This window comes from Roseivirga misakiensis (assembly GCF_001747105.1).
GTDB classification, from domain to species: domain Bacteria; phylum Bacteroidota; class Bacteroidia; order Cytophagales; family Cyclobacteriaceae; genus Roseivirga; species Roseivirga misakiensis.
This window is the reverse complement of the sequence record NZ_MDGQ01000003.1, coordinates 448,305-470,290: the sequence shown is the minus strand read 5'-3', so window position 1 is coordinate 470,290 and position 21,986 is coordinate 448,305. Positions and strand designations below refer to the sequence as shown.

The 21,986-nt window shown below is 40.1% G+C and carries 19 protein-coding genes; 7 read left to right on the top strand and 12 right to left on the bottom strand.

The window, feature by feature from the left end; all coding sequences use genetic code 11:
* Positions 1-18 precede the first annotated feature (18 nt).
* On the bottom strand, positions 19-723 hold the full coding sequence (locus BFP71_RS02350) for a head GIN domain-containing protein (RefSeq protein WP_176723303.1): 705 nt from the start codon (positions 721-723) through the stop codon (positions 19-21).
* A 207-nt stretch (positions 724-930) separates the two neighbouring features.
* On the opposite strand from BFP71_RS02350, the gene BFP71_RS02345 reads away from it, so the two are divergent.
* Together BFP71_RS02345 and BFP71_RS02340 are read left to right on the top strand one after the other, a co-directional pair.
* Positions 931-2,268, top strand: a complete 1,338-nt coding sequence (locus tag BFP71_RS02345) for an NAD(P)/FAD-dependent oxidoreductase (protein WP_069833842.1) — start codon at positions 931-933, stop codon at positions 2,266-2,268.
* Positions 2,269-2,281: 13 nt separating this feature from the next.
* Positions 2,282-3,706 (top strand): 4Fe-4S binding protein, encoded by a 1,425-nt coding sequence (locus BFP71_RS02340; RefSeq protein ID WP_069833841.1) that lies wholly within the window; start codon positions 2,282-2,284, stop codon positions 3,704-3,706.
* Positions 3,707-3,885: 179 nt separating this feature from the next.
* Here BFP71_RS02340 and BFP71_RS02335 read toward each other — a convergent pair whose 3' ends face one another.
* The 5 genes from BFP71_RS02335 to BFP71_RS02315 all read right to left on the bottom strand — a co-directional run bounded on the left by BFP71_RS02335 (position 3,886) and on the right by BFP71_RS02315 (position 8,273).
* Positions 3,886-4,377 carry a DinB family protein gene (locus BFP71_RS02335; RefSeq protein ID WP_069833840.1) on the bottom strand — a complete coding sequence of 164 codons (492 nt, stop codon included), beginning with the start codon at positions 4,375-4,377 and terminating at the stop codon, positions 3,886-3,888.
* Positions 4,378-4,541: 164 nt separating this feature from the next.
* Complete coding sequence (locus BFP71_RS02330; RefSeq protein WP_069833839.1) at positions 4,542-6,089, bottom strand: DUF547 domain-containing protein; 1,548 nt, start codon at positions 6,087-6,089, stop codon at positions 4,542-4,544.
* A 36-nt stretch (positions 6,090-6,125) separates the two neighbouring features.
* A complete protein-coding gene (locus tag BFP71_RS02325; RefSeq protein WP_069833838.1) occupies positions 6,126-6,629 on the bottom strand; it encodes a lipocalin-like domain-containing protein in 504 nt (167 codons plus the stop codon).
* A gap of 236 nt (positions 6,630-6,865) precedes the next feature.
* On the bottom strand, positions 6,866-7,351 hold the full coding sequence (locus BFP71_RS02320) for a lipocalin-like domain-containing protein (protein ID WP_069833837.1): 486 nt from the start codon (positions 7,349-7,351) through the stop codon (positions 6,866-6,868).
* Positions 7,352-7,559: 208 nt separating this feature from the next.
* Positions 7,560-8,273: a pirin family protein gene (locus BFP71_RS02315; protein WP_069834538.1), complete on the bottom strand. Its 714-nt coding sequence runs from the start codon at positions 8,271-8,273 to the stop codon at positions 7,560-7,562.
* A gap of 241 nt (positions 8,274-8,514) precedes the next feature.
* Here BFP71_RS02315 and BFP71_RS02310 point away from each other — a divergent pair, with 241 nt between their 5' ends.
* Genes BFP71_RS02310 through BFP71_RS02300 form a run of 3 tightly spaced genes read left to right on the top strand, consistent with a single transcriptional unit; the run spans position 8,515 to position 12,024 of the window.
* The gene (locus BFP71_RS02310; RefSeq protein WP_245701804.1) at positions 8,515-9,216 is read left to right on the top strand and encodes a glycosyltransferase family 2 protein; all 702 of its coding nucleotides are present in this window, start codon (positions 8,515-8,517) and stop codon (positions 9,214-9,216) included.
* The gene (locus BFP71_RS02305; RefSeq protein WP_069833836.1) at positions 9,216-10,706 is read left to right on the top strand and encodes a cellulose synthase family protein; all 1,491 of its coding nucleotides are present in this window, start codon (positions 9,216-9,218) and stop codon (positions 10,704-10,706) included. The genes BFP71_RS02310 and BFP71_RS02305 overlap by 1 nt, the downstream gene beginning before the upstream one ends.
* Positions 10,696-12,024, top strand: a complete 1,329-nt coding sequence (locus tag BFP71_RS02300) for a hypothetical protein (RefSeq protein WP_069833835.1) — start codon at positions 10,696-10,698, stop codon at positions 12,022-12,024. The genes BFP71_RS02305 and BFP71_RS02300 overlap by 11 nt, the downstream gene beginning before the upstream one ends.
* Here the strand turns inward: BFP71_RS02300 and BFP71_RS02295 are convergent.
* The 4 genes from BFP71_RS02295 to BFP71_RS02280 all read right to left on the bottom strand — a co-directional run bounded on the left by BFP71_RS02295 (position 12,017) and on the right by BFP71_RS02280 (position 16,890).
* A complete protein-coding gene (locus BFP71_RS02295) occupies positions 12,017-13,141 on the bottom strand; it encodes a hypothetical protein (RefSeq protein ID WP_069833834.1) in 1,125 nt (374 codons plus the stop codon). The genes BFP71_RS02300 and BFP71_RS02295 overlap by 8 nt on opposite strands.
* Before the next feature lie 92 nt (positions 13,142-13,233).
* Positions 13,234-13,629, bottom strand: a complete 396-nt coding sequence (locus BFP71_RS02290) for an NUDIX hydrolase (RefSeq protein ID WP_069833833.1) — start codon at positions 13,627-13,629, stop codon at positions 13,234-13,236.
* 1 nt (position 13,630) lies between these two features.
* Complete coding sequence (gene scpA / locus BFP71_RS02285) at positions 13,631-15,754, bottom strand: methylmalonyl-CoA mutase (RefSeq protein ID WP_069833832.1); 2,124 nt, start codon at positions 15,752-15,754, stop codon at positions 13,631-13,633.
* Positions 15,751-16,890: a methylmalonyl-CoA mutase family protein gene (locus BFP71_RS02280; protein WP_176723302.1), complete on the bottom strand. Its 1,140-nt coding sequence runs from the start codon at positions 16,888-16,890 to the stop codon at positions 15,751-15,753. Before BFP71_RS02280 ends, scpA begins: the two co-directional genes overlap by 4 nt.
* A 260-nt stretch (positions 16,891-17,150) precedes the next feature.
* Here BFP71_RS02280 and dnaA point away from each other — a divergent pair, with 260 nt between their 5' ends.
* A complete protein-coding gene (gene dnaA / locus BFP71_RS02275; protein WP_069834536.1) occupies positions 17,151-18,578 on the top strand; it encodes a chromosomal replication initiator protein DnaA in 1,428 nt (475 codons plus the stop codon).
* A gap of 47 nt (positions 18,579-18,625) precedes the next feature.
* Here the strand turns inward: dnaA and BFP71_RS02270 are convergent, their stop codons facing one another.
* On the bottom strand, positions 18,626-19,210 hold the full coding sequence (locus BFP71_RS02270) for a hypothetical protein (protein WP_141719654.1): 585 nt from the start codon (positions 19,208-19,210) through the stop codon (positions 18,626-18,628).
* 229 nt (positions 19,211-19,439) lie between these two features.
* Between BFP71_RS02270 and BFP71_RS02265 the strand changes: the two genes are divergently transcribed.
* On the top strand, positions 19,440-20,318 hold the full coding sequence (locus BFP71_RS02265) for an AraC family transcriptional regulator (RefSeq protein ID WP_069834535.1): 879 nt from the start codon (positions 19,440-19,442) through the stop codon (positions 20,316-20,318).
* Between the two features lie 38 nt (positions 20,319-20,356).
* On the opposite strand, the gene BFP71_RS02260 is transcribed toward BFP71_RS02265, so the two are convergent.
* Positions 20,357-21,841 carry a S1C family serine protease gene (locus tag BFP71_RS02260; RefSeq protein ID WP_069833829.1) on the bottom strand — a complete coding sequence of 495 codons (1,485 nt, stop codon included), beginning with the start codon at positions 21,839-21,841 and terminating at the stop codon, positions 20,357-20,359.
* Between the last annotated feature and the right edge of the window lie 145 nt (positions 21,842-21,986).

Below are 21,986 nucleotides of genomic sequence, written 5' to 3'. Positions count from 1 at the left end.
TCATGATTATATTCTTATCTATCTACTTCTTTTTACGCTAGAGGCGCCAGAAGTATCCATTTTTAATTTAGGATCACCCTTATAATAAATACTTGAGGCACCAGATGCACGAACATCTAAATCTTCGCTTACCGAAATACTTGCGTTACTAGCACCGTTCACTCGAACTACACCAGTTTCACTTTGCAAGTCAAAAGCTCTGTAGATAGAAGAACCAGACATTTTTATGTTTTGGTTTTTAGCTTCTCCTTCAAGATTAACTACACAAGCACCAGAAGCTTGTAAATTCAAGTCGTTCGTTTCTATTTCTAATCTGGCTACTGAAGCACCAGATAATCCTACACGGAGTTTATCTGATTTTAAAATATCTCTAGTGCGTACACTTACGGCACCACTAACTTCTATTCTTTCTAAAGATTTAACAGTAAGAAAAGCCTTGGCCGAACTATTCATTCTCCGCTGCTTTCTACTCCAGTTCTTGTTATCTAAACCAATAACTAAAGTACCGTTTCTCACCTCTGCTATAAGATATTCTCTAAATTCGTCTTCTATTTCAATCTCCAACGCTTCTGTATTTCCAACACTAATTTCAACAACGAATGCATTACTAACACTCAATTCAGTGAAGTTAGAAACGTTCACACTCTCACGATTTTGCGCAAATGATAGGCTGGCGATCATCAAAAAAGCCAAAGCAATCATTGCGGTTCGTAAAGAGTTCATTTTAATTTTTTTCATCGTTTATCGATTATTTGCATTAAAGATACTATTGCCTAGTGAAGGTTGCATATGCTTCACAAAATCTTTTCGCCGTTGTGAGACTTTAGTCCCGTTAAAACTTTAAATTATCCATCACTATTTTTTAACGAGGTCTCTGGTACGACATAATCCCGGAACCAAAGGGTATATTTTTATTATTATAAGCCTGCTATGCAACACATTGTTATTATTGGGAATGGTATTTCTGGTATTACTACCGCGAGACACATCAGAAAGAAAAGTGATCAAAGAATCACGGTAATTTCTGCAGAGACAGACCATTTCTACTCTCGAACAGCCCTTATGTATATATACATGGGGCACATGAAATACGAACATACTAAGCCATATGAAGATTGGTTTTGGGAAAAGAATAGAATAGAACTAAAAAGAGCATATGTCGAAAAGGTAGATACCGAAAGTAAGACCTTGACTTTCGCAGGAGGTGAGTCTATGCCATACGATAAGCTTGTTTTGGCGACTGGTTCTAAATCGAATAAGTTCGGTTGGCCGGGACAAGACTTAAAAGCTGTACAAGGACTCTACAATTATCAAGACCTAGAAAGCATGGAAACCTATACGAAGGATATTTCCAGAGCGGTAATTGTAGGTGGTGGCTTAATCGGAATTGAGATGGCTGAAATGCTATTAAGCCGAAATATACCAGTGACATTTTTGGTTCGTGAAGGAAGCTTCTGGAACAATGTGTTACCTGATGGAGAGTCTGAAATGATTAATCGACACATTAGAGAGCACCACGTAGACCTCAGACTGAGCACTAATCTGAAAGAAATTTTGTCTGATGAAAACGGACGAGCCAGAGCGGTAGTCACCGATTCTGGCGAGGAAATTCCATGTCAGTTTGTAGGCCTAACCGCAGGAGTTTCACCGAATATTGGTTTTTTAGAAGGTTCGGGTATCGAAACGAACCGAGGAATCATGGTCGATCCTTATCTGGAAACAAATGTCAAAGATGTATTCGCTGCCGGGGACTGTGCAGAGTTTCGGGAAACTAATGGGGAAAGAAGAAACCTAGAACAAGTTTGGTATACAGGAAGAATGATGGGAGAAGTACTTGCCGAAACCATCTGTAATAAGCCGACTAAATATGAGCCAGGTCACTGGTTTAACTCCGCGAAATTTTTCGATATCGAATATCAGACTTACGGATGGGTATGGGCTAAGCCAAAGGATAACGAAAACGACTTTTACTGGGAGCACGAAAGTGGCAAGATCTCTTTGAGACTCCGCTGGGATAAAGAAACGGATAAGCTTTTAGGGGTAAACAATTTCGGTTTTCGCTTAAGACATCACGCTTTCGACAAGTGGTTTAAGGAAGAGCGTACAGTTCAATATGTCTTAGAACATTTGAGAGATGCCAACTTTGACCCAGAATTTTACAAATCTCATGAAGAAGAGATTGTTAATCAGTTTAATGCTGAAAATGGAACAAAAGTCAGCCTGAAGAAGAAGAGCTGGAAAAGAATTTTACAATTAGTCTCAAATTAGAATTACAAGAAATATGTCATCAGTAGATCCAAGTTTATCTATCGCTAACCCTGACTTAAAGGACGCAGATGTTGTCCAGAAAGCTGGCTTAGCACTTGCTGGTTTGGGAGTATTAGTCCTTTTTTTATCATGGGGCGGTGTAGCTATTCCACCATCAATTGGCCTTCCCATCGCTCTATTGGGTATTTTGGTTGGTACAGTTATTTACTCTGCACGACTCTATTTAAACCAACCAGAAGGTATTAAAAATAATGGCGTTTGGTTTAGGAGTCTGACAAGCAGAGGTGTGTTAGGTTGGGTAGCAGGTATTGTGCTTACAGGGTTTTATGTATTGCTGTACTGGTTTCCAGAATACATCGGTTTTAAAGCGTCGGGCAATGAGGGTTTTGTGGCCTTATTCGATCCTTTGAGTATGTTTTTTAAAGGAAAACCTGCGAGTCAATGGTTTTTATATGGTACGCTATACACCCTTTGTATTACCGCACTTGGCGTTAAATTTCTTTTTAAGTACCGCCATAATCGATACCAGTTCGTGAGAACACTCGTGGTGATTGCTAGCCAGTTATTTCTGGCTTACCTCATCCCAGAGATACTCGCTGGTCTAAATTATAATGATGTCACAACGGCAAGCGGAGAGTATCTAGGCTACTTCAATACAGACTTAAAGAATTCTTGGCCCTTAGATTATGATTTCTTTTACGATTGGCAACTCAATGCCTTTCAAGAACCATCATATCAGCCGGTAGGAACACTTTACCTAATCATCGGTATTGCCATGTTTCTGGTTGTTACCCCTATCATTACTTACTACGTGGGTAAAAGGTGGTACTGCTCATGGGTATGTGGCTGTGGAGGACTAGCTGAAACTGCTGGAGATCCATTCAGACACCTATCATCAAAAAAATTAAGCGCATGGAGACTTGAAAGGTGGTTGATCCACTCCGTTATGGTTTTCGTTTTCGTAATGACTGCTGCCACCATTTACGGATATTTCTGGAACACCGGAGAAGTCTTTGGTCTGAACATCTACAAGACTTTTCAGCAGCCATACGGTTTCCTAATTGGAGCAACTTTCTCGGGTGTCATTGGGGTTGGTTTTTATCCGATGCTTGGCAACCGTGTTTGGTGTCGCTTTGGCTGTCCGATGGCTGGCTATATGGGCATTATTCAACGCTTTAAGTCTAGATTTAGAATTACTACGAATGGCGGCCAGTGTATCTCATGTGGTAACTGTTCTACGTATTGTGAGCAAGGAATTGATGTTAGGTCTTATGCACAAAAGGGGCAGAACATTGTAAGAGCAAGTTGTGTGGGTTGTGGCGTCTGTTCTGCAGTATGTCCAAGAGGTGTTTTGAACCTAGAGAATGGCCCAGAGCAAGGAAGGACTGATTTACCACCAATCATTATCGGTAATGAAAGTATTAAGGTGAGTAATTAGAAAGGGTATTAAGTGCTTAGTATTGGGTAATTAGTACCAAGTACTTGGTATATGGTACTTAGACTAGAAAAGGCTATTCCAATGAGTTGGAATAGCCTTTTTTTATTTAGAAATAGACTACAATCGGTTAATCAATCGAGCCGATTTAAAAAGTCTCAATACTCATTACTTAATACTTTTTACACATCATCCATACTCAAAACATCGCGGACTTGCCCTAAGTGATGTTTTACGTGGACCACATAATCTTGCATAAAGTAATCTAAAGTTGTCGGTTGATTTTGTTGTACAGTGTAGAAAGCTATCTCATGTAAGTTATGCTGAATTCTTTCTTTACTTCTAACATCATCGGGAGTTTGTTCCATTAGGCTAGACATGTGCAGGTTTAACTGTCGCCATAAGATCAAAATGTCGTGCCAGTTCATTGATTGATAGTTCTGGACTTCTACCCAAGCTTCTTGGTCGTAGCCTTCTCCAATCAAGCTGTCTGACTGCTGAGCCTTTACAAATCGGCCTTGATTGTTAATTGCCGAATCAATTAGGTGGCCCATAATCTGTTTTGCCGACCATTTGTCATAGGCTGGCTTTTTTTCAGCGTCATTATCTTCAACGGTCAAGAATTGTTCAAAAGCAGCAAGTGTTATCTCACGGAGATTATAGTCGGTTTTCATGCCACAAATTTAACCGAGATAATTTCAACAGCTTTGATTTCTTTCTTGAATTAAAGTGGGTTCGCATCAGGGCATAAAAAAAATGTCGCCCTTTTCAGAGGCGACATCCCTTAATCAACTATGAATCTATTTTCTAAGCTAAATTCTATTTTTCATCTATTGAACTATTTCAACCATCTAAAGCCGAGGTTGAATGTTTGTCCACCACCATCATTTCTTGATGCAAAAAAGTTGGAGTAAGACGCTTCCAGTTCTAGTTTACTATTCAGTTGATATTTGAATCCTACACCTGCTTGCTGAAACCATTGAGATAAACCAAACTGACTATCAAACCCATTGTCAAGGCGTTCGAAACGAGGAGAATACTGATACAATGCGAATAGTGACGCTTTACCATTCGGGAGGAAATAAGATAGAATACCTGTTAATGGTGTTCTGAAGAAATCCACTTGATCATCTCTTCGGGCAAACCTGTACAGTAAATCTGCCTCTAAGAAGAGTCTCCAACTAGTGTTTAATTCCATATCGTAAAATAACTGTGTAAAGGAGGTATAACGATCGTGGTTTACGAATACGCCATTTCTATCTTCGAGATTACTCGCACCTGGAAACCAAAAAGCAGACCTGATTGATAAGTTCGGTAGCTTTTTGAATGGTGAAAATCTCACCACCGGGCCAAAGGCAGCTAAGGCTACCTCATTTCTATCGCCCGATTGAAAAACTGGTGAAAGGAAGCTGCCATCGGAGAAAGAACTCACAATTACATCGACTCCTACATTTAATCTTGCTGATTTTGTAATCCCGTAGTTAAACGAGTATTGAACATTAAAAAAGCTTTGACGATCCTCTAGCGCAACGCTATTGCCTTCTCTGTTTCTTACACTGTTCTGGGTGTAAATGTTATAAAATGACCTGAGCTCTACTTGTCCTTTTTTCAAGAGTACAGAGGGCGTAAACACCTGAAGGTTTGAAGTAGGCTCGTTATCTTTTTTTGACGCTTGTGCGTTAACAGTCCAGTTGTAGGTGTAATAAGTAGTTTTGTAAGAAGACGGTATCTTATTAGTTCTATACTGATTGATATATGCGATGATATTGTCTGCTTTATCCTTAAAATCTCCAGGATACCATTTGAAGATTTCAGAAAGTCCCACAGATTTTTTGTCATCATTTACCTGAATGAATTCATCGTTGGATAGCGCCATTTTAGTTCGTTCTAAGATTTGGGCATCCAAATTCTCTGGTCGGTAAGCAAAAGTGGCAATTGGCGGACAGCTAATAGCGGCGCAAACCAAAACAAAATGAAGTTTTTCGTCACCTGTCACTTTTAAAAGATTGTCTTTTTCCAGCTCGTTCAATGTCATTTGCTGGCCAGCGATCGTATGCTTTTTTGTATCGAAGAATCCACCAATTTCCAAAGGTGATTTTGTAGGATATTCTTTGATTATACCATTGATCACCAATATGTTGTAAGCATTGATAAAGAACGCTTTTCTTTCGATTGGGCTCAGGCTAGCGGCATCAAAGCTGCCGATCTGATTTACTAGACCATTTAAGTCTTTTCCGTCAGCTTTTATGCTGGCGTAGTCTACTAGACCATTGGCTACATTTGCTTTGAAGAAAGCATCTGCTTTATCCAAAAATCCGTCTAAGTTCTGTGCATTGGCCAATGCTCCGAAAAGTAAGCCAATGAATATTATGATTGATTTTTTCATTTTTCTGCTGTTGATAATGTTTTGATTGTGATCTGCTTATTCAGCAAATTCGTAGATACCTCTAATGTCTAAAAGCTGCCCAAAGATATCTACCTGTCCAAGTAGCTCGATTCTATTTTCCGATAAACCAGACACCGTGGCAATCGCTTCAATTGATGTTCCTGCATCGAAAACCAGCTGCAGGTTGTCAAAATCTATTGTCCAAATACCAGTTTTAATTCGCTGATCGTCTGCTCCACCACAAAGTGTTTCTCCACCGTCGTAGCGGTAAGTACCATCATTGAAGAATACTAGCATATCATCTCTTCGGCATTGTTGAACCCCCACACCTTCAAGTGAAAAAGTTACGGCACGCCATTCGCGATTATCGTCATTGGTAAGTGCCGTCATAAGTTCTGCTTCGGATTGTGGTATACCTATTGGTGATTCAACTTCAGGTGCTGCTGGTGGATTTTCCAAGTCTACTAAGCTGCACGCACCAAGTATAGAAATGGTCGCTAGGAAGCTGATTAGTTTTGCTGTTGATCTTAGTGTTTTCATAATTCTCGTTTTATCATCCTTCTCTCGGATTCAGGACATTAATATCAAGTTCGAAAGAAAAGTTCGCGGCAAAACGAAAAAATGTGCCTAATAATCAAAGTGTTAGGGTTTAGCGACGTCCACGTGACACTTCTGTGATATTTACAGTGAAATCGTGAGTTTAGTGATCAAAAGAAGAAGTCAACTACACTGATGTTCGGCCCATTAGGTCAATAGTAAAACCCTGGTTGACTGGTTTAATCTACCATGCCGTAGACACCTCTGATATCCATAAATTCTCCGAAAATGTCTACCTCGCCAATAAGCCATATACGGTTTTCAACATTAGCCTGAAGTGTTGCGATCGCTTCAATGGATGTGTCTTTATCAAATATGATTTGGAGGTTATCAAAATCTACCTCCCACATGCCAGTCTTAACTCTTATGTCGTCTGCGTCACCACAAAGTGACGATCCACCATCGTAGCGATAAGTGCCATCGCCATAAAAGGTAAAGGTATCGTCAAGCCTACAGCCTTGAAGACCTCTGAAACCTTCTAACGTGAAGGATATTGTTTCCCACTTTTGATCTGAACCACTAGTTAGTGCTGCTATAAAAGCTTCTTCCGTTTCCGGTAAACCCCTTTCTTCCATTAAATCTGGTGGTGTCTGCAAGTCTGTCAGTTCGCATGAGTATAGAAGTGTGAGGCAAAGTGCCAGGTAAGTAAATTTTAAGTGTTTCATCGTGTTGCGTTTTTAGTGTAAAGCTTGATTTGCTATTAAGCCTGTCGGCTTATCCAACTATAAACAGCATTAGAATTGAAAAGAAACGCTTTTGGGTAACTCGTAGTGGGGGACATTTTTAGCGATCCTCTTCCGGCATGGTAAAAAAAGAAGCCATCCTCGTATGACGAGAATGGCTCTTATCGATCCTTTTTCTGCGTATTCTTACTTAATTGAGGGCCATCGGTACTTCAATCGCCAAAACTTCTGCATAAGAACTAGCTTTCAAGTGAGCACTTTCGGTATCGCTCACACCCACGGCATCTCGAGTGTCTAATTTTTCACCCGCGATACTAAGCTCCCCATTCAGAACAAAGAAGTATACACCATTACCAGGCTTTTTAACTTCATAAGTAAGTTCAGTCCCAGCGTCTAAATTCGCTAAACTGAAAAATGCATCTTGATTGATCCAAACAGCGCTGGTCTCTTCAGGAGAAACCACAGTCTGAAACTTATTAACCCTGTCTTCTGCGCTAAATGTTTTCTGTTCATAACGTGGTTCTATATCTCGTTCTTTTGGAAAAACCCAAATCTGGAGAAATTGTACTTCATCTTCTTGGCTATGATTGTATTCAGAGTGACGAAGCCCTGATCCGGCAGACATAATCTGTACATCACCAGATTTTATCACCTTTTCATTACCGGTGCTGTCTTTATGCGCCAAGTCTCCATATAATGGAATAGACACAATTTCCATGTTGTCATGCGGATGTGTACCAAAACCTTTACCAGCCGCTACTTGGTCATCGTTTAAAACCCTGAGCGCACCGAAATGAACGCGTTCTGGGTTATGATAGCCAGCAAAACTAAAAGTATGTCTACTTCTTAACCAACCATGATCGGCAAACCCTCGTGATTCTGCTTTGTGTACTATCGTTTTCATAATTGTCCTTTCTTTTGAATTAATTTGTATGTACATACATATAATAAAAATTCAACTTAATTAGTTCCCAAGTTAAGGTTAAAACGTTCTGTGTCCAATGAAACGACTCGCCGCAGGCCATTCTGCTAAGTTAGAGCGCTTGTCAGCTAGATTACATTTTAAATTGAATGAAAATTTGAATGGAACTAATCGATAGGTCGGTGGCTTATTAGTGCCTGTTTATTTTAATTTTGCACACGGTTTGACCCAACATGCTATTCCAAATATTAAGGTAGTAATACCGGCTTTCAATGAGGAAAAATCCATTGCTCATGTGATCAATGATATTCCTAAAGAATGGGTCAAAGAGGTAGTTGTAGTAGACAATAGATCTACTGATCAAACAGCCGAAGTAGCTAAAAAAGCAGGTGCTACGGTACTTTCGGAGACTAATGCAGGTTATGGAAATGCATGTCTTAAGGGCATCAATTATTTGTCGGAGCCGAGCAGGCAGCCTGAAATTCTAGTATTTATTGATGGAGACTATTCTGACTTTCCAGAGCAGTTACCGGAATTAGTGCAACCAATCATCGATCAAGATATCGATATGGTTATTGGATCGCGTGCCTTGGGTGATCGGGAGGGAGGTTCAATGACGTTTCCTCAAGTTTTCGGCAATTGGCTAGCCACATCGTTGCTAAAGCTGTTTTACGGCGTCAAGTATACTGATTTGGGACCTTTTAGGGCCATAAAGTTCGACGAGCTACTGGCCTTGCAAATGCAGGATAAGACTTACGGTTGGACAGTTGAAATGCAAGTGAAAGCTGCAAGACAAAAACTTAAAACCACCGAAGTACCGGTAAACTATAAACGGAGAATAGGTGTTAGCAAAGTATCTGGCACAGTAAAGGGCACCGTACTAGCGGGCTATAAAATTCTGTATACTATCTTTAAGTATCTATAATGTATTGGCTTGAACTAACCATAATTATTCTCTATACAGCGGCCTTGTCGTTCATATTTGTATACAGTTTGTCTCAGCTGAACTTGGTACTTATCTATAGAAAAGCGCAGCGAAAAAAGACAATTGCTAAACCAGCTACCGTTCCTGAGAACTATGATTATCCGGTGGTTACTGTGCAGTTACCAGTTTACAACGAATTGTATGTTGTTGAACGATTGATCGATGCCGTAGCGCGACTAGAATGGCCGAAGGATAAGCTAGAAATTCAAGTCTTAGATGATTCTAATGACGAAACCGTCGATTTGATCGCCCAGACCGTTGAAAAGTGGAAAAAGGAGGGTATTGACATTACTCAGGTGAGAAGGCCTGAACGCAAAGGGTTTAAAGCAGGTGCCCTTCAATACGGCATGAAAGTCGCGAAAGGCGAGTTTATTGCCATTTTCGATGCTGATTTTGTACCTGAGCCTGACTTTTTGATACACAGTGTACCTCATTTTGAAAAGGATAAAAAAATTGGTGTGGTACAAACACGTTGGGGCCATATCAATGAGAAATATTCCATGCTGACCAAGCTCCAAGCGTTCGGTTTGAATACCCATTTCTTTGTGGAGCAAAACGGTCGATCTCAAGGAGGACATTTCCTCAATTTTAACGGAACTGGAGGCATTTGGCGGAAAACTTGTATTGAAGATGCAGGCGGATGGAAAGCCGACACGCTCACAGAAGATCTCGATTTAAGTTATAGGGCGCAGCTAAAAGGCTGGCAAATTTTCTACAATCCAGATACAGTAGCGCCAGCAGAATTACCAGCTGCCATGAGTGCCATAAAATCACAACAGTATCGATGGACTAAAGGCGCCGCTGAAACCAGCATAAAGCTATTACCAAAAGTGTTGAAAGCACCTTTATCTTTGGGTACTAAGTTTCATGCTACATTTCACTTGCTTAACTCTGCAGTGTTCATTTGCATAGTGTTAACAGCCTTTTTGAGCATCCCGATTCTATTCATTAGAAACCTGTCCGATGGCTGGCAAACCATTATGGATATCTCCATGATGTTCCTTTTGGGTTATGTCTTTTTGGTCATATTTTATTGGAATGGTTTCCGAGAAAAGAGGGAGGGCTTTTGGAAAACAGTCAAAGATTTTGTGCCTCAAATGTTTATGCTACTTTCAGTTTTTCTAGGCTTGAGCTTGCATAACGCGGTGGCAGTTTTCGAAGGCCTAATTGGTAAAAAGACACCTTTCGTGAGAACGCCTAAGTTTAATATTACTGGGAAGAAAGGCTCCTGGAAAGGAAATATCTATTTCAAAAAGAAGATAAATCCACTCACTATCCTAGAAGGATTCTTGGGACTTTACTTTACAGGAGGATTGGCCTTAGCATTTTATTTCAACGATTTTGCCTTACTTCCTTTCCACTTACTGCTGAGTTTAGGATTTTTGCTAGTGTTCTATTACACTTTGCAACATACAAGGCATGCTTCGTAAATCTTCTCCTTGGGTAAATCTTGCCTACGTTTTATCAGGCGGAATTACGCTGTATATCGGCTATTTTGTGTCGAGAGAAGAAACTTGGCTACTCCTTACGCTCTATTCCATTCTTTTTGCAGCTGTATTGACAATTGTCAGAAATACAGAACAGCAAGATGTCGATTTGGCCTACTATTGGGGGATTCTCTTGCGGATCATTCTAATAGCGTCAATCCCTAAGTTATCAGATGATTTTTACCGGTTTATCTGGGATGGTCGACTCGTTTTTAATTTTGAAGATCCTTATAAATACCTTCCAGCACATCATTTAGATGGTAATTTGACGGGAATAACGCAGTCGTTATTCGATCAACTCAATTCGCAAGAGTATTTATCGGTTTACCCGCCACTGAATCAAGTAATCTTCTTCCTTTCCGTGCTTTTTTCTCCCGGATCGATCGTTTGGTCAGTTGTAATTCTTCGGGTAATTATCCTAGTATTTGAATTAGGCGCTATCTCGTTAATCCGAAAATTGCTTCGACATTATAAACTTCCTCAAGCATATGGCTTACTGTATGTTCTTAATCCACTTGTTATTTTTGAATTAACAGGAAACCTCCATTTTGAAGGCATTGTCATCTACTTTTTGCTTTTAGCCCTTTGGAACTATGAGCAGAAAAAGCTGAATCGATCGGCTGTCTTTTTTGGCCTTTCAGTGGCTACCAAATTTCTTCCGTTAATCTTTCTTCCGCTTTTATTAAGGAAAATTGGGTTCAAGAAAACTGTGATTTACGGGTTAATTGTTGGCGTCACCGTTGCCATTACCTTCTTGCCTTTAATCAACACCGCGCATATTTGGGCAATAAAAGATAGCATGTCGCTCTACTTCCAAAAGTTCGAATTCAACGGTAGTATTTATTATTTGGCCAGGTGGTATGGCTTTGAAACTGATGGTTATAATATTATCGCTAAATCCGGTAAATGGATGATGTACGCCACGTTGGGTAGCATTATGCTGTATTCCCTGCTCAGCAAGCCAAAAAAGCATTGGCCAAGTCAAATGGTTTGGGTGTGGACGCTTTATTTGCTTTTCGCTACAACTGTTCATCCTTGGTATGTAATTCCGCTCGTCGCAGTGGCCGTCTTCTCGAAAATTCGGTTTCCTTGGTTGTGGTCTTATCTCATTTTTATGACTTATGCCAATTATGCCGGTAGCGATTATATGGATCGAATTGAAGTAGTTATCGTTGAATACAGCCTTGTCGCCCTAATTGCATTGTGGGAGGTGTTCGGCAAATCGTCGGAACAACTTTTCTTTGGAAGAAAACTTAGTTAAGCTCCAATCGGTAAGTAATGTGCTTTTTAGATGGTACTGCCCCGAGGCCTTTGTGAATAGCGATCATTTTGTCGTTGAAATCACCAACCCAACTCAGTTCAACCTCATTAAGCGGAGTTTCATTAAAGCAGTATTCAAAGGACTTGTAGGTTACCACAGATTCTAGTCCTATGCCTTGAAATTTTGGATGAGTTCCCATCACAACCACCCGAACCCGATCGATCATTTTTTTCCTTTTGAGCAATACGAACCTGATTTTATTAATGAGGTTGAGTTTCCCTTTAAAGCGCTTGAAAATCTGGTTTACATCTGGAAGAGACAGTACAAAACTTGCAGGTTCCCCATTTACATAGGCAAACTGGACCAAGTTTGGGTCTAAAACAGGTTTCATTTGCTTGAACGTCTCTAAAACGTACTCCTTTTTTATCGGTGTAAAGTTTTCGAACTCTGCCCAAGCGGCGTTATAAATGTATAAGAAGTCCTCGGCGTATTTATCAATGCGTTTAGGGTCGAAGCGTTCCGTACTAATGCTTGGCTTACGCTCCATGATGTAGTTGGCGATTTTAACGAAACGCGGACTCAACCCTTCTTTCAAGTAGAATTTGTTGGTCATTTGTTCCATTTTGACCTTAAACCCATAATTCTCAAAGAACTTTTGATAATAGGGTGGGTTGTAAGCCATGCCATAAGAAGGAGAGGAGAATCCTTCTACTAATAATCCCCAATACTGATCGTTTTCCCCAAAATTTATCGGGCCATCAATGGTGTTAATGCGTCTTTCTTTCAACCAAGCCACCGCTGTATCAAAAAGTAATTTTGCTGCATCTTCATCTTCAATACATTCGAAGAAACCAAGGCCACCAATGCGCTTGTCTTCGTAGTCAGCCTTTTTTTCATTGATAAATGCTGCGATTCTGCCGATCAGTTGGCCATTATTCTTTAGAATCCATCGGCAGGCTTCGCCGTGGTTAAAATAGGTGTTGACTTTTGGGTCAAAAACAGCTCTAATGTCATTGTCAAGGGGGCAAACCCATTCGGTATCATTGACATAAATTTCACGAGCCACGTCTAAAAACTCGTTGGCTCCTTTATTATCAATTACTTCGATGATTTGCATGTTCGACATGTGAGGCTCTGATGGTTTAGCAAAGAAATCTGATTATTTCGAATCCATAAAACAGATATTCTCTTTTTTTATCAATATCTGAGTTAAAGCAGGTTTTTTGATCTTAAATCTTTGAAGATAATTTTATCGACATGGGAAGTTTTGTCCATTTCTTCGAATTCCAGCCAAGAGACCTCCTCTATTTCGGCTGCGGCTTTCAATTCACCATCATATTGTCCCATATAGCAAGTCATTTGAACTAATACACCATCGGCATGGCCATGGGCTTGAGCCGAAAAGGTACCATAATAGGCCAAGGAGTCTTCATGCAGCTTCACGCTTAATTCTTCATCGATTTCTCGAATAAGTGCTTGTGCATCCGACTCACCCAGTTCTCTTTTACCACCTGGGATGTAAAAAGCTTCTTTGCCTTTGCTTCTAGCTACCAGGATACGATTATCCTTAATTTCTAACCAAGCCAGTTTATCGATCACCTTCATCTTATTCGTCTTCAGCCATCATCTTTTCTAGAATCTCTTGCGCAGCTTTTGCGATGACGGTGCCAGGCCCAAAAACGGCCGACACGCCAGACTCATAAAGAAAATCGTAATCGTTTGGCGGAATTACACCGCCAGCGATCACCATGATATCTTCTCGCCCCAAACGTTTCAATTCACCAATTAATTGCGGAATCAAAGTCTTATGGCCAGCCGCTAAACTTGATGCGCCAATCATATGGACATCATTTTCGGCTGCTTGAAGAGCGGTTTCTTCTGGGGTCTGGAACAATGGCCCTATGTCTACATCAAAACCCATATCGGCGAAGCTGGTGGCAATTACTTTCGCGCCACGATCATGACCATCTTGGCCCATTTTTGCGATCATAATTCGGGGTCTTCGACCATCGAGTTCAGCGAATTTATCGGCCAATTCACGGGCTTTTATGAAATCTTCGTTTTCTTTCACTTCGTTTGAATATACACCAGAAATGGTTTTGGTCACAGCTTTATGTCTACCGAAGACACTTTCCATTGCCAAAGATATTTCGCCAAGCGAAGCTCTTTTTCTAGCAGCATCCACTGCTAGGGCCAATAAGTTGCCAGTACCATTTTCGGCAGCTTCTGTAATAGCCTTTAAAGCCTGGTCTACAGCTTCTTGATTTCGCTCATTTTTGAGTTTTGCCAATCGCTTCAATTGTGAATCGCGTACTGTGGTATTAACCTCAAGCAAATCAATATCGGTGGTTTCGTCAACCTGATATTGATTTACGCCAACAATCACATCTTTACCAGAATCAATTCTTGCTTGTTTTCTGGCTGCAGCTTCTTCTATTCTCATTTTAGGCAAACCAGCTTCAATCGCCTTTGCCATTCCATCCATTTCCTCAACTTCTTCGATTAATGACCACGCTTTCTGAACCAATTGGTCGGTCAAATACTCCACATAATGTGATCCGCCCCATGGATCGATCACGCGGTTAATACCAGTTTCTTTTTGAAGATAGATTTGAGTGTTTCTAGCAATTCTAGCTGAAAAGTCGGTAGGTAAGGCAATGGCCTCATCCAAAGCATTGGTATGTAAAGATTGCGTATGGCCGAGTGCAGCAGCGAGGGCTTCTACGCAAGTCCTGGTTACATTATTAAAGGGATCTTGTTCTGTTAGACTCCAACCCGAGGTTTGGCAATGAGTTCTTAAGGCCATTGATTTAGGGTTCTTCGGGTTAAATGACTTCACAATTTTAGCCCAAAGCAATCGGCCAGCCCTTAGCTTAGCGATTTCCATAAAATGGTTCATGCCAATGGCCCAAAAGAAGGATAGTCTTGGAGCAAACGCGTCTATATCTAGCCCTGAAGCAACACCAGTTCTTAAGTATTCCAATCCATCGGCAAGCGTATAAGCTAATTCGATATCGGCAGTTGCACCAGCTTCCTGCATGTGATAGCCTGAAATACTAATGGAATTGAATTTCGGCATATGTTCTGCCGTGTATTTGAAAATATCTCCAATGATTCTCATGGATGGCGCGGGCGGATAGATATACGTATTTCGCACCATAAATTCCTTGAGAATGTCGTTTTGAATGGTTCCCGTCAGTTTCGATTTATCGACACCCTGTTCTTCTGCTGCAACGATATAAAAGGCCATGATGGGAATAACTGCGCCATTCATGGTCATGGAGACAGACATTTGATCCAGAGGAATTTGATCGAAAAGCACTTCCATATCAAGGATGGAATCAATGGCTACACCCGCTTTTCCTACATCCCCTGTAACACGTGGGTGATCGGAATCATAACCTCTATGTGTAGCTAAGTCAAAGGCCACGGAAAGTCCTTTTTGCCCAGCGGATAGGTTTCGTCTATAAAAAGCATTTGACTCTTCAGCTGTAGAAAAACCTGCGTATTGCCTTATGGTCCAAGGTCTTACGGTATACATTGAACTGTAAGGTCCTCTTAAATAAGGCGGAACTCCAGCACCAAAACCCAAGTGTTCAGCGTTTTCGATCGTTTCGAAACTAACATTTGGTGGCACGCTAATACCCTCGGCAGTTTTCCAGTCATTGTTATTCGAAACCTTTTTTGAGGTGCTCTTAGCGTCTGCGATTAAATCTAAATTGGGTCTCATACTGTTGCTGTTTTAGATTCCACAAATGATGCAAGGTCTAGTTGGCTCAAACCTCCTTTAGCCTCTATACTTTTGAGTAATTCAATCGACTCGTCTGTTAAAGATTTTGTCATTGACTCCAAATAATAAGAACCAGCAGATGGATCGACATTTTTCGCGAGATATGATTCTTCTTTTAAAATCGTCGAAATGTTTCTAGACATCCTCTCGGCAAGGGCGCTATTTTTATCGAATACCTTATAGAATGGGTTCACAATAAGACCATCCGTTCCACCGATGATCGCTGCCATAGCTTGGGTGGATGCATGGAGCATAAAACTATGTGGATCGTCAATTTCACTGCTCCACTGAGGGCTTAGGCTTACCAGCATTGGCTCTTCGATTTCGAGCCCATAAGTTTTGGCAAGTTTTAGCACAGCAAGCCTTAATGCTCTGTGTTTAGCGATCTCCCCAAAATAGTCGTTTGTCAAATGGGTTTGTATAGACAGCATGTTGAAAAAGTCAGCTGCCTCAAGTTGTTTGTGATCAATGATATCAATGACTTCGCCCAGTAAAAGCGCTATTTGTTTTGAGTAGTTTTCGGTTTGTGCTGAGGTTTTTAGCGTTATGGTCTTCAGACCCGTGACTATATCTTGAATATGGAATCCTTGTCCATCGACAAAGCCATTCAACTTATTTAAATCAATAGCAGAATTGCTGAGGTAGCTGTGGTAATGGTTGAATATCTCTTCTGTTGATAGGCTTTCAGAGCGAAATGAAACGTGGCAATAGATGAGTTCAATATCCTTGAATAGAATCTCCAGGTCTGCCAGACTATCTAATTCGAATAAAAGTCCATCGGCACCATTTTGAAGTGCTAATAATGCCTTCTGATTGGCTTCTTTCTCATTATTAACTGGAATAAACTGATAATTCACCCAAAAGCGATGGCCGAAGGCCTCTGTGTTGGGGTGCTCCTTTGATAGCTGGGGAATTACCGGAGGTAAGTCGTTGCTCGTATAAAAAGGTTTGCCAGTAATGCCGTGGTTTTCCCAGCGTAAGTCGTCAAATGATTTTCCCTTCAAATCAACAATTAATTTCTCCTTCCATTCCTCAGGAGACTGCGACTTAAAATCAGCAAACAATCGTTTATTCATTTCCATAAGTTTACGCTCGCAAAATTAAAGTTTATTATTTAGAGCCGTTCTAAAATTTCTGCAAGAGGTGTCAATGTTGCCTGAATACTCTTAAAGGTTGATGATCAGGGTTATCCACAAAAATCATGTGGATAAGCTCGCTAAATCTGGGGAAAAGTATTTCATTTCTCATGTCAGATCACCTTTTATGTTGGTGGTTTTTTTATCATTTTTGTTCCCCTCCAAGTGTGTATTGGTGTGTGTAAGTGCAAAAAGAATTGATGGTAAAAAGTGAGAAGTCGGTTTGGGAAGATTGCCTAAGGTTTATAAAAAGCCAGGTACAAGAACAAAGTTACAAGACTTGGTTCGAACCAATAAAGCCGTTAGGGTTGAATGAAACGACCATAACCATCCAAGTACCCAGTCAGTTTTTCTACGAATATCTAGAAGAACATTACGTTCATTTACTGCGTGAGTGTGTTCAAAATGAGCTAGGGCCAGAAGGCAAATTAGAATACTCTGTGATTGTAGATAGTGGTAGCGTTCAAAATCAACCATATATGGTTACTCTGCCGAATCAGAATCAAAATCAGAACGGAAAATCTTGGGGTAAAGAGGTGGTAGAGCCAGAAATGGTGAACCCTTTCAAAATGCCATCTCTAGATAAGGATTCTAGATACTCTAATCTGAATCCGAATTACTATTTCGACAACTACATCGAAGGAGACTGTAATAGATTGGCCCGCTCGGCTGGAATTGCCGTAGCTGAAAAACCAGGAATTACATCTTTTAACCCACTAATGATTTACGGTGGTGTAGGATTAGGAAAAACACACTTGGTGCAAGCCATAGGAAATAAGGTGAGTGAGCAGCGCAAAGACAATTTTGTCTTATACGTGTCTTCTGAAAAATTTACTACGCAGTTCACCGATGCCATCCGTAATAATAGCATTCAGAGTTTTACCAACTTTTACTTACAGGTTGATACTTTAATCATTGATGATGTTCAATTCTTTTCTGGCAAGGAAAAGACGCAAGAAATGTTCTTTCACATTTTTAATCACTTACATCAAAATGGTAAGCAGATTATCATGTCTAGTGATAGAGCACCTAGAGATTTGAAGGGACTACAGGATAGATTACTATCTAGATTTAAATGGGGTTTGACAGCAGATTTGCAGATGCCTGACTTCGAGACTCGAATGGCGATCATTATGCGGAAGATGCAGTCTGATGGAATCTATATTCCTGATGATGTCGTTGAGTACCTTGCTTATAGTGTGGATACTAATGTGAGAGAGCTAGAGGGTGTATTAATTTCTTTAATCGCCCATGCGACGCTTAATAAAACAGATATTGATCTTGAATTGGCGAAGCAAACACTCAAGAATATTGTTCACGATATCGAGTCTGAGGTTGGCGTAGATTACATCCAGAAAACTGTAGGAGAATTCTTCCAAATCAGTGTTGAAGACTTAAAGGACAAGACACGTAAGAAAGAAATTGTGATAGCGCGTCAAGTATCGATGTATTTGTGTAAAGAGTATACAAACCACTCGCTCAAATCTATCGGATATCATTTTGGCGGTCGAGATCATAGTACGGTAATTCACGCGGTGCAGTCCGTGAGTGATATGATGGACGTGGATTCGAAATTCAGTAACTCGATAGATGAGTTAAAGAAGAAAATGAAAATGAAACTGGTTTAAAATAAAAAAGGGGCTTAAGCCCCTTTTTGTTTGTAACTAACTCCTAGCTACTTCACTGAAACTGATTGTACAAAGTTTCGTCCTTTTGTTGTCATTTTTACTGTGTAAGAACCTTCTGTTAATTGAGACAGGTCAAATCTTTTAAGTGCTTCACCATTAAAGTTTTCGGAAGCTAATTTCTTAAAGTTGCTGTCGAATATTGTAACGATTACATCATCACAATCATCACTCGGAAGAATAATATCCAATTTTTCACCAGACTGTCTTAAGACAGGTTTTAAAATTGTGATTTGATCTTCGTTGTTGATCCAAGCTGAATCTTTATTAATAGATACTGGAGTTGCAGTAAAACTCATCGCGTTTTCTACTTCTACGGTATAGTTACCAGCTTCTAAAGAACCTAAGTCGAACTTTTTAGCAAACTCAAGACCATCTTTCGTTTGTGTATTATATAATGTTAATCCGTTCTCATCTTTCAGCTTGATCTGTGTCTCACCTTCCTTCGATCCGTTAACGAATACCACTAGGGTCTTAGTCCCTACCTTTTCTACTCTAACACTTGGTTTGTTGTCGTTGGCAATAGCAAACGTTGATACCATGACCATCACGGCTGTCAACAATACTTTTTTCATAGACTTCATTGTTTCAATTGTTTAATAGTTTAAACCAATTTATGATAACAAAGGTATAGGGTCGGGCTATCTCTCACTACAGCTGAATTGGCAAGTATTGATGTTAAATTAACCCATATAACAGAAGTTATTTGTTAATTGGGTAAAATAGAACATTAATTGGTTAATTTTGTGGTAGTTGTGGGAACTATATAGTCTTACATTGGTTAATAGAGATATGAATAAATCCATGGTAAATACTAAGCCGTCGTTAGAGCAAATTCTACCAGCATTTGGTAGTAGCTTTCTAGTAAGGAGGTACTCAAGCTCTTGTGAACATAACTTGGCAAACTGGCACTTTCATCCAGAGCTTGAGTTGGTTTATGTGCATGGAGGAAGTGGTAAAAGGCATATTGGTAAACACATGTCATACTTCAATGATGGTGAACTGGTCTTGATAGGATCATTTTTACCACATTATGGTTTTACGGATCGATTTAGTGGTAATAAGTCTGAGACTGTTATACAGTTTAAACAGGATTTTTTGGGGAATGACTTTTTTGGAATACCTGAAATGGAGTCGGTCAAACGTTTACTCGAGTTGGCAAAGAAGGGCTTGACTTTTCATGGTAGTACCAAAGATAAAGTAGGAGCAAAAATTGAAGCACTGGCTTGGGAAGATCAGTATGGCCGTTTAATCGGTTTATTGTCAATATTGAAAGACTTGTCGGATTCACAGGAATATGAGGTACTCAATGCTGAAGGGGTTGCCCTTGCAGTAGATGCCAAGGAAAATGACCGAATGAATGTCATTTACAGTCACATCCGATCCAATTTTAAAGAACATATCAGTTTAGAGGAAATGGCTGATAAGGTTAGTATGACGGTTCCTGCCTTTTGTAGGTACTTTAAGAAGATTTCCCGAAAGACTTTTACCAAGTTCGTGAATGAATATCGAGTTGTGCATGCCTCAAAGTTATTGGCTGAAACATCGATGGCCATTACGGAAGTGAGTTTCGAAAGCGGATTCAATAACTTCTCTCACTTCAATAAGTCATTTAAGCTATTTACAGGAAAAAGTCCTTCCGAATATCGAAAGGACTTTAAGCATATAATTTTAGAAAAGTAAAAGAAGCCTTGATGTCGATTTCAAGGCTTCTTGGCTATCTACCGACCGAACCTATAGGTTTCGGTTCTTAATCTCCCCCTCTTGTCTATAACCTGAAAGTAGATTTTGCCATAGTACTGTTCTATGTAGTCAGCAAGCGCCTCTGGGTTATCAACGGACCTTCGGTTCACTGCTACAATTATTTCACCTTCTTCTATATCATCTAGTTTTCTAAAGAAACCTCGATCCTTGTCGATTTTACTAACCTTGACACCGTAGTTTGTTCGTAAACCTTTCTTTTCTTTTTCTGTCAATCTTCTGAATTCAGCGCCCAAGAAACTAGAGAAATAAATGTCTTCTTTGTCTAAGAAATTATCTCTGTCTAGCAAAGCTGTACTACCGTAAACATTTTCTAATGTTAACTTGGCCTCATAGCTTCTATTATTTCTTTGGTATTCAATGTTGATTTCATCACCTGGCGACATTGAGTTGACTACCTCATCGAAGCCCGATTTGGTTTTGATGGTTTTGCCTGAAATCTTTTTGATCACATCGCCGGATTCTAGCCCTGCTTTGTCGGCTGCCCCATTTCGTCTAATGGATTGTACCAATACCCCTTCTAAGCTTCTTAGTCTTTCTTCTTTAGCAACGTCTTCATCTATTTCTATGATTTCCGCACCAGTGTATGCCTTCTGAACTACTTTATATTTCTTCAAATCTTCTACAATCTTGCTCACGAGGTCGGAAGGAACCGCAAAGCCGTATCCTGCATAAGAACCCGTACGAGAAATGATGGAAGTATTGATTCCAACTAATTCACCATTGGTGTTTACCAGTGCACCACCGCTGTTTCCAGGGTTAATCGCTGCATCTGTTTGAATGTAAAGTTCAATTGGGAAATTTTCTCTTATTGAATTAGCCTCACTACCGATGGCACTTACTATACCAGCAGTTACAGTAGAAGTAAGGTTAAACGGGTTCCCAACGGCTAATACCCAATCCCCAACTCTTACGTCTTTGCTCTTCGCGATATCGATAGCTGGTAGATTATCTGCTTCAATCTTTAGTACCGCTATATCCATTTTAGGATCAGTGCCTACCAGTTTAGCTTGATAACTCCTTTTCTCATGTTGCACTTCAATAGCATCTGCACCTTCGATCACATGATTATTGGTAATTATATATCCATCCTTAGAGTAAATGACACCAGACCCGGAGCCAATCGCTACTCCATTCTCTGATCCGCCTCTGCCACCATAGATATATTCCATGAAGCTCATGCTTCGTCTGCTTCTTTGGATATTTTTAATGTAAACCACACTACTAACCGATCGATCGGCGGCTAGTCTAAAGTCGGTTGGCAACGCTGCTCCAGGAGAATAGGTATCTACTTTTGCAGGTTCGTAATTTGCCTTTTCAAAACTGATAGGGTTTTCAGTAATTATCTCAGTTTTATCGGAATTGTCAGAGAGCTTTTCATAAGTAAAAGCACCTATAAGTCCGCTTGAGAATGCGATTAAAACTATAGCGATCTTATTTTTCATATTTTGATTTATTCTTAATGTCTAATGATTTCTAAATCGTGAAACGATTTTAATCCATACTAAAGGTGTAATGTCCTTGTTCAAACTTACGCTTCATGAATAAATTGGGTTTGAGTTCAGTGTTAATTAAGGTTAAAACACATAT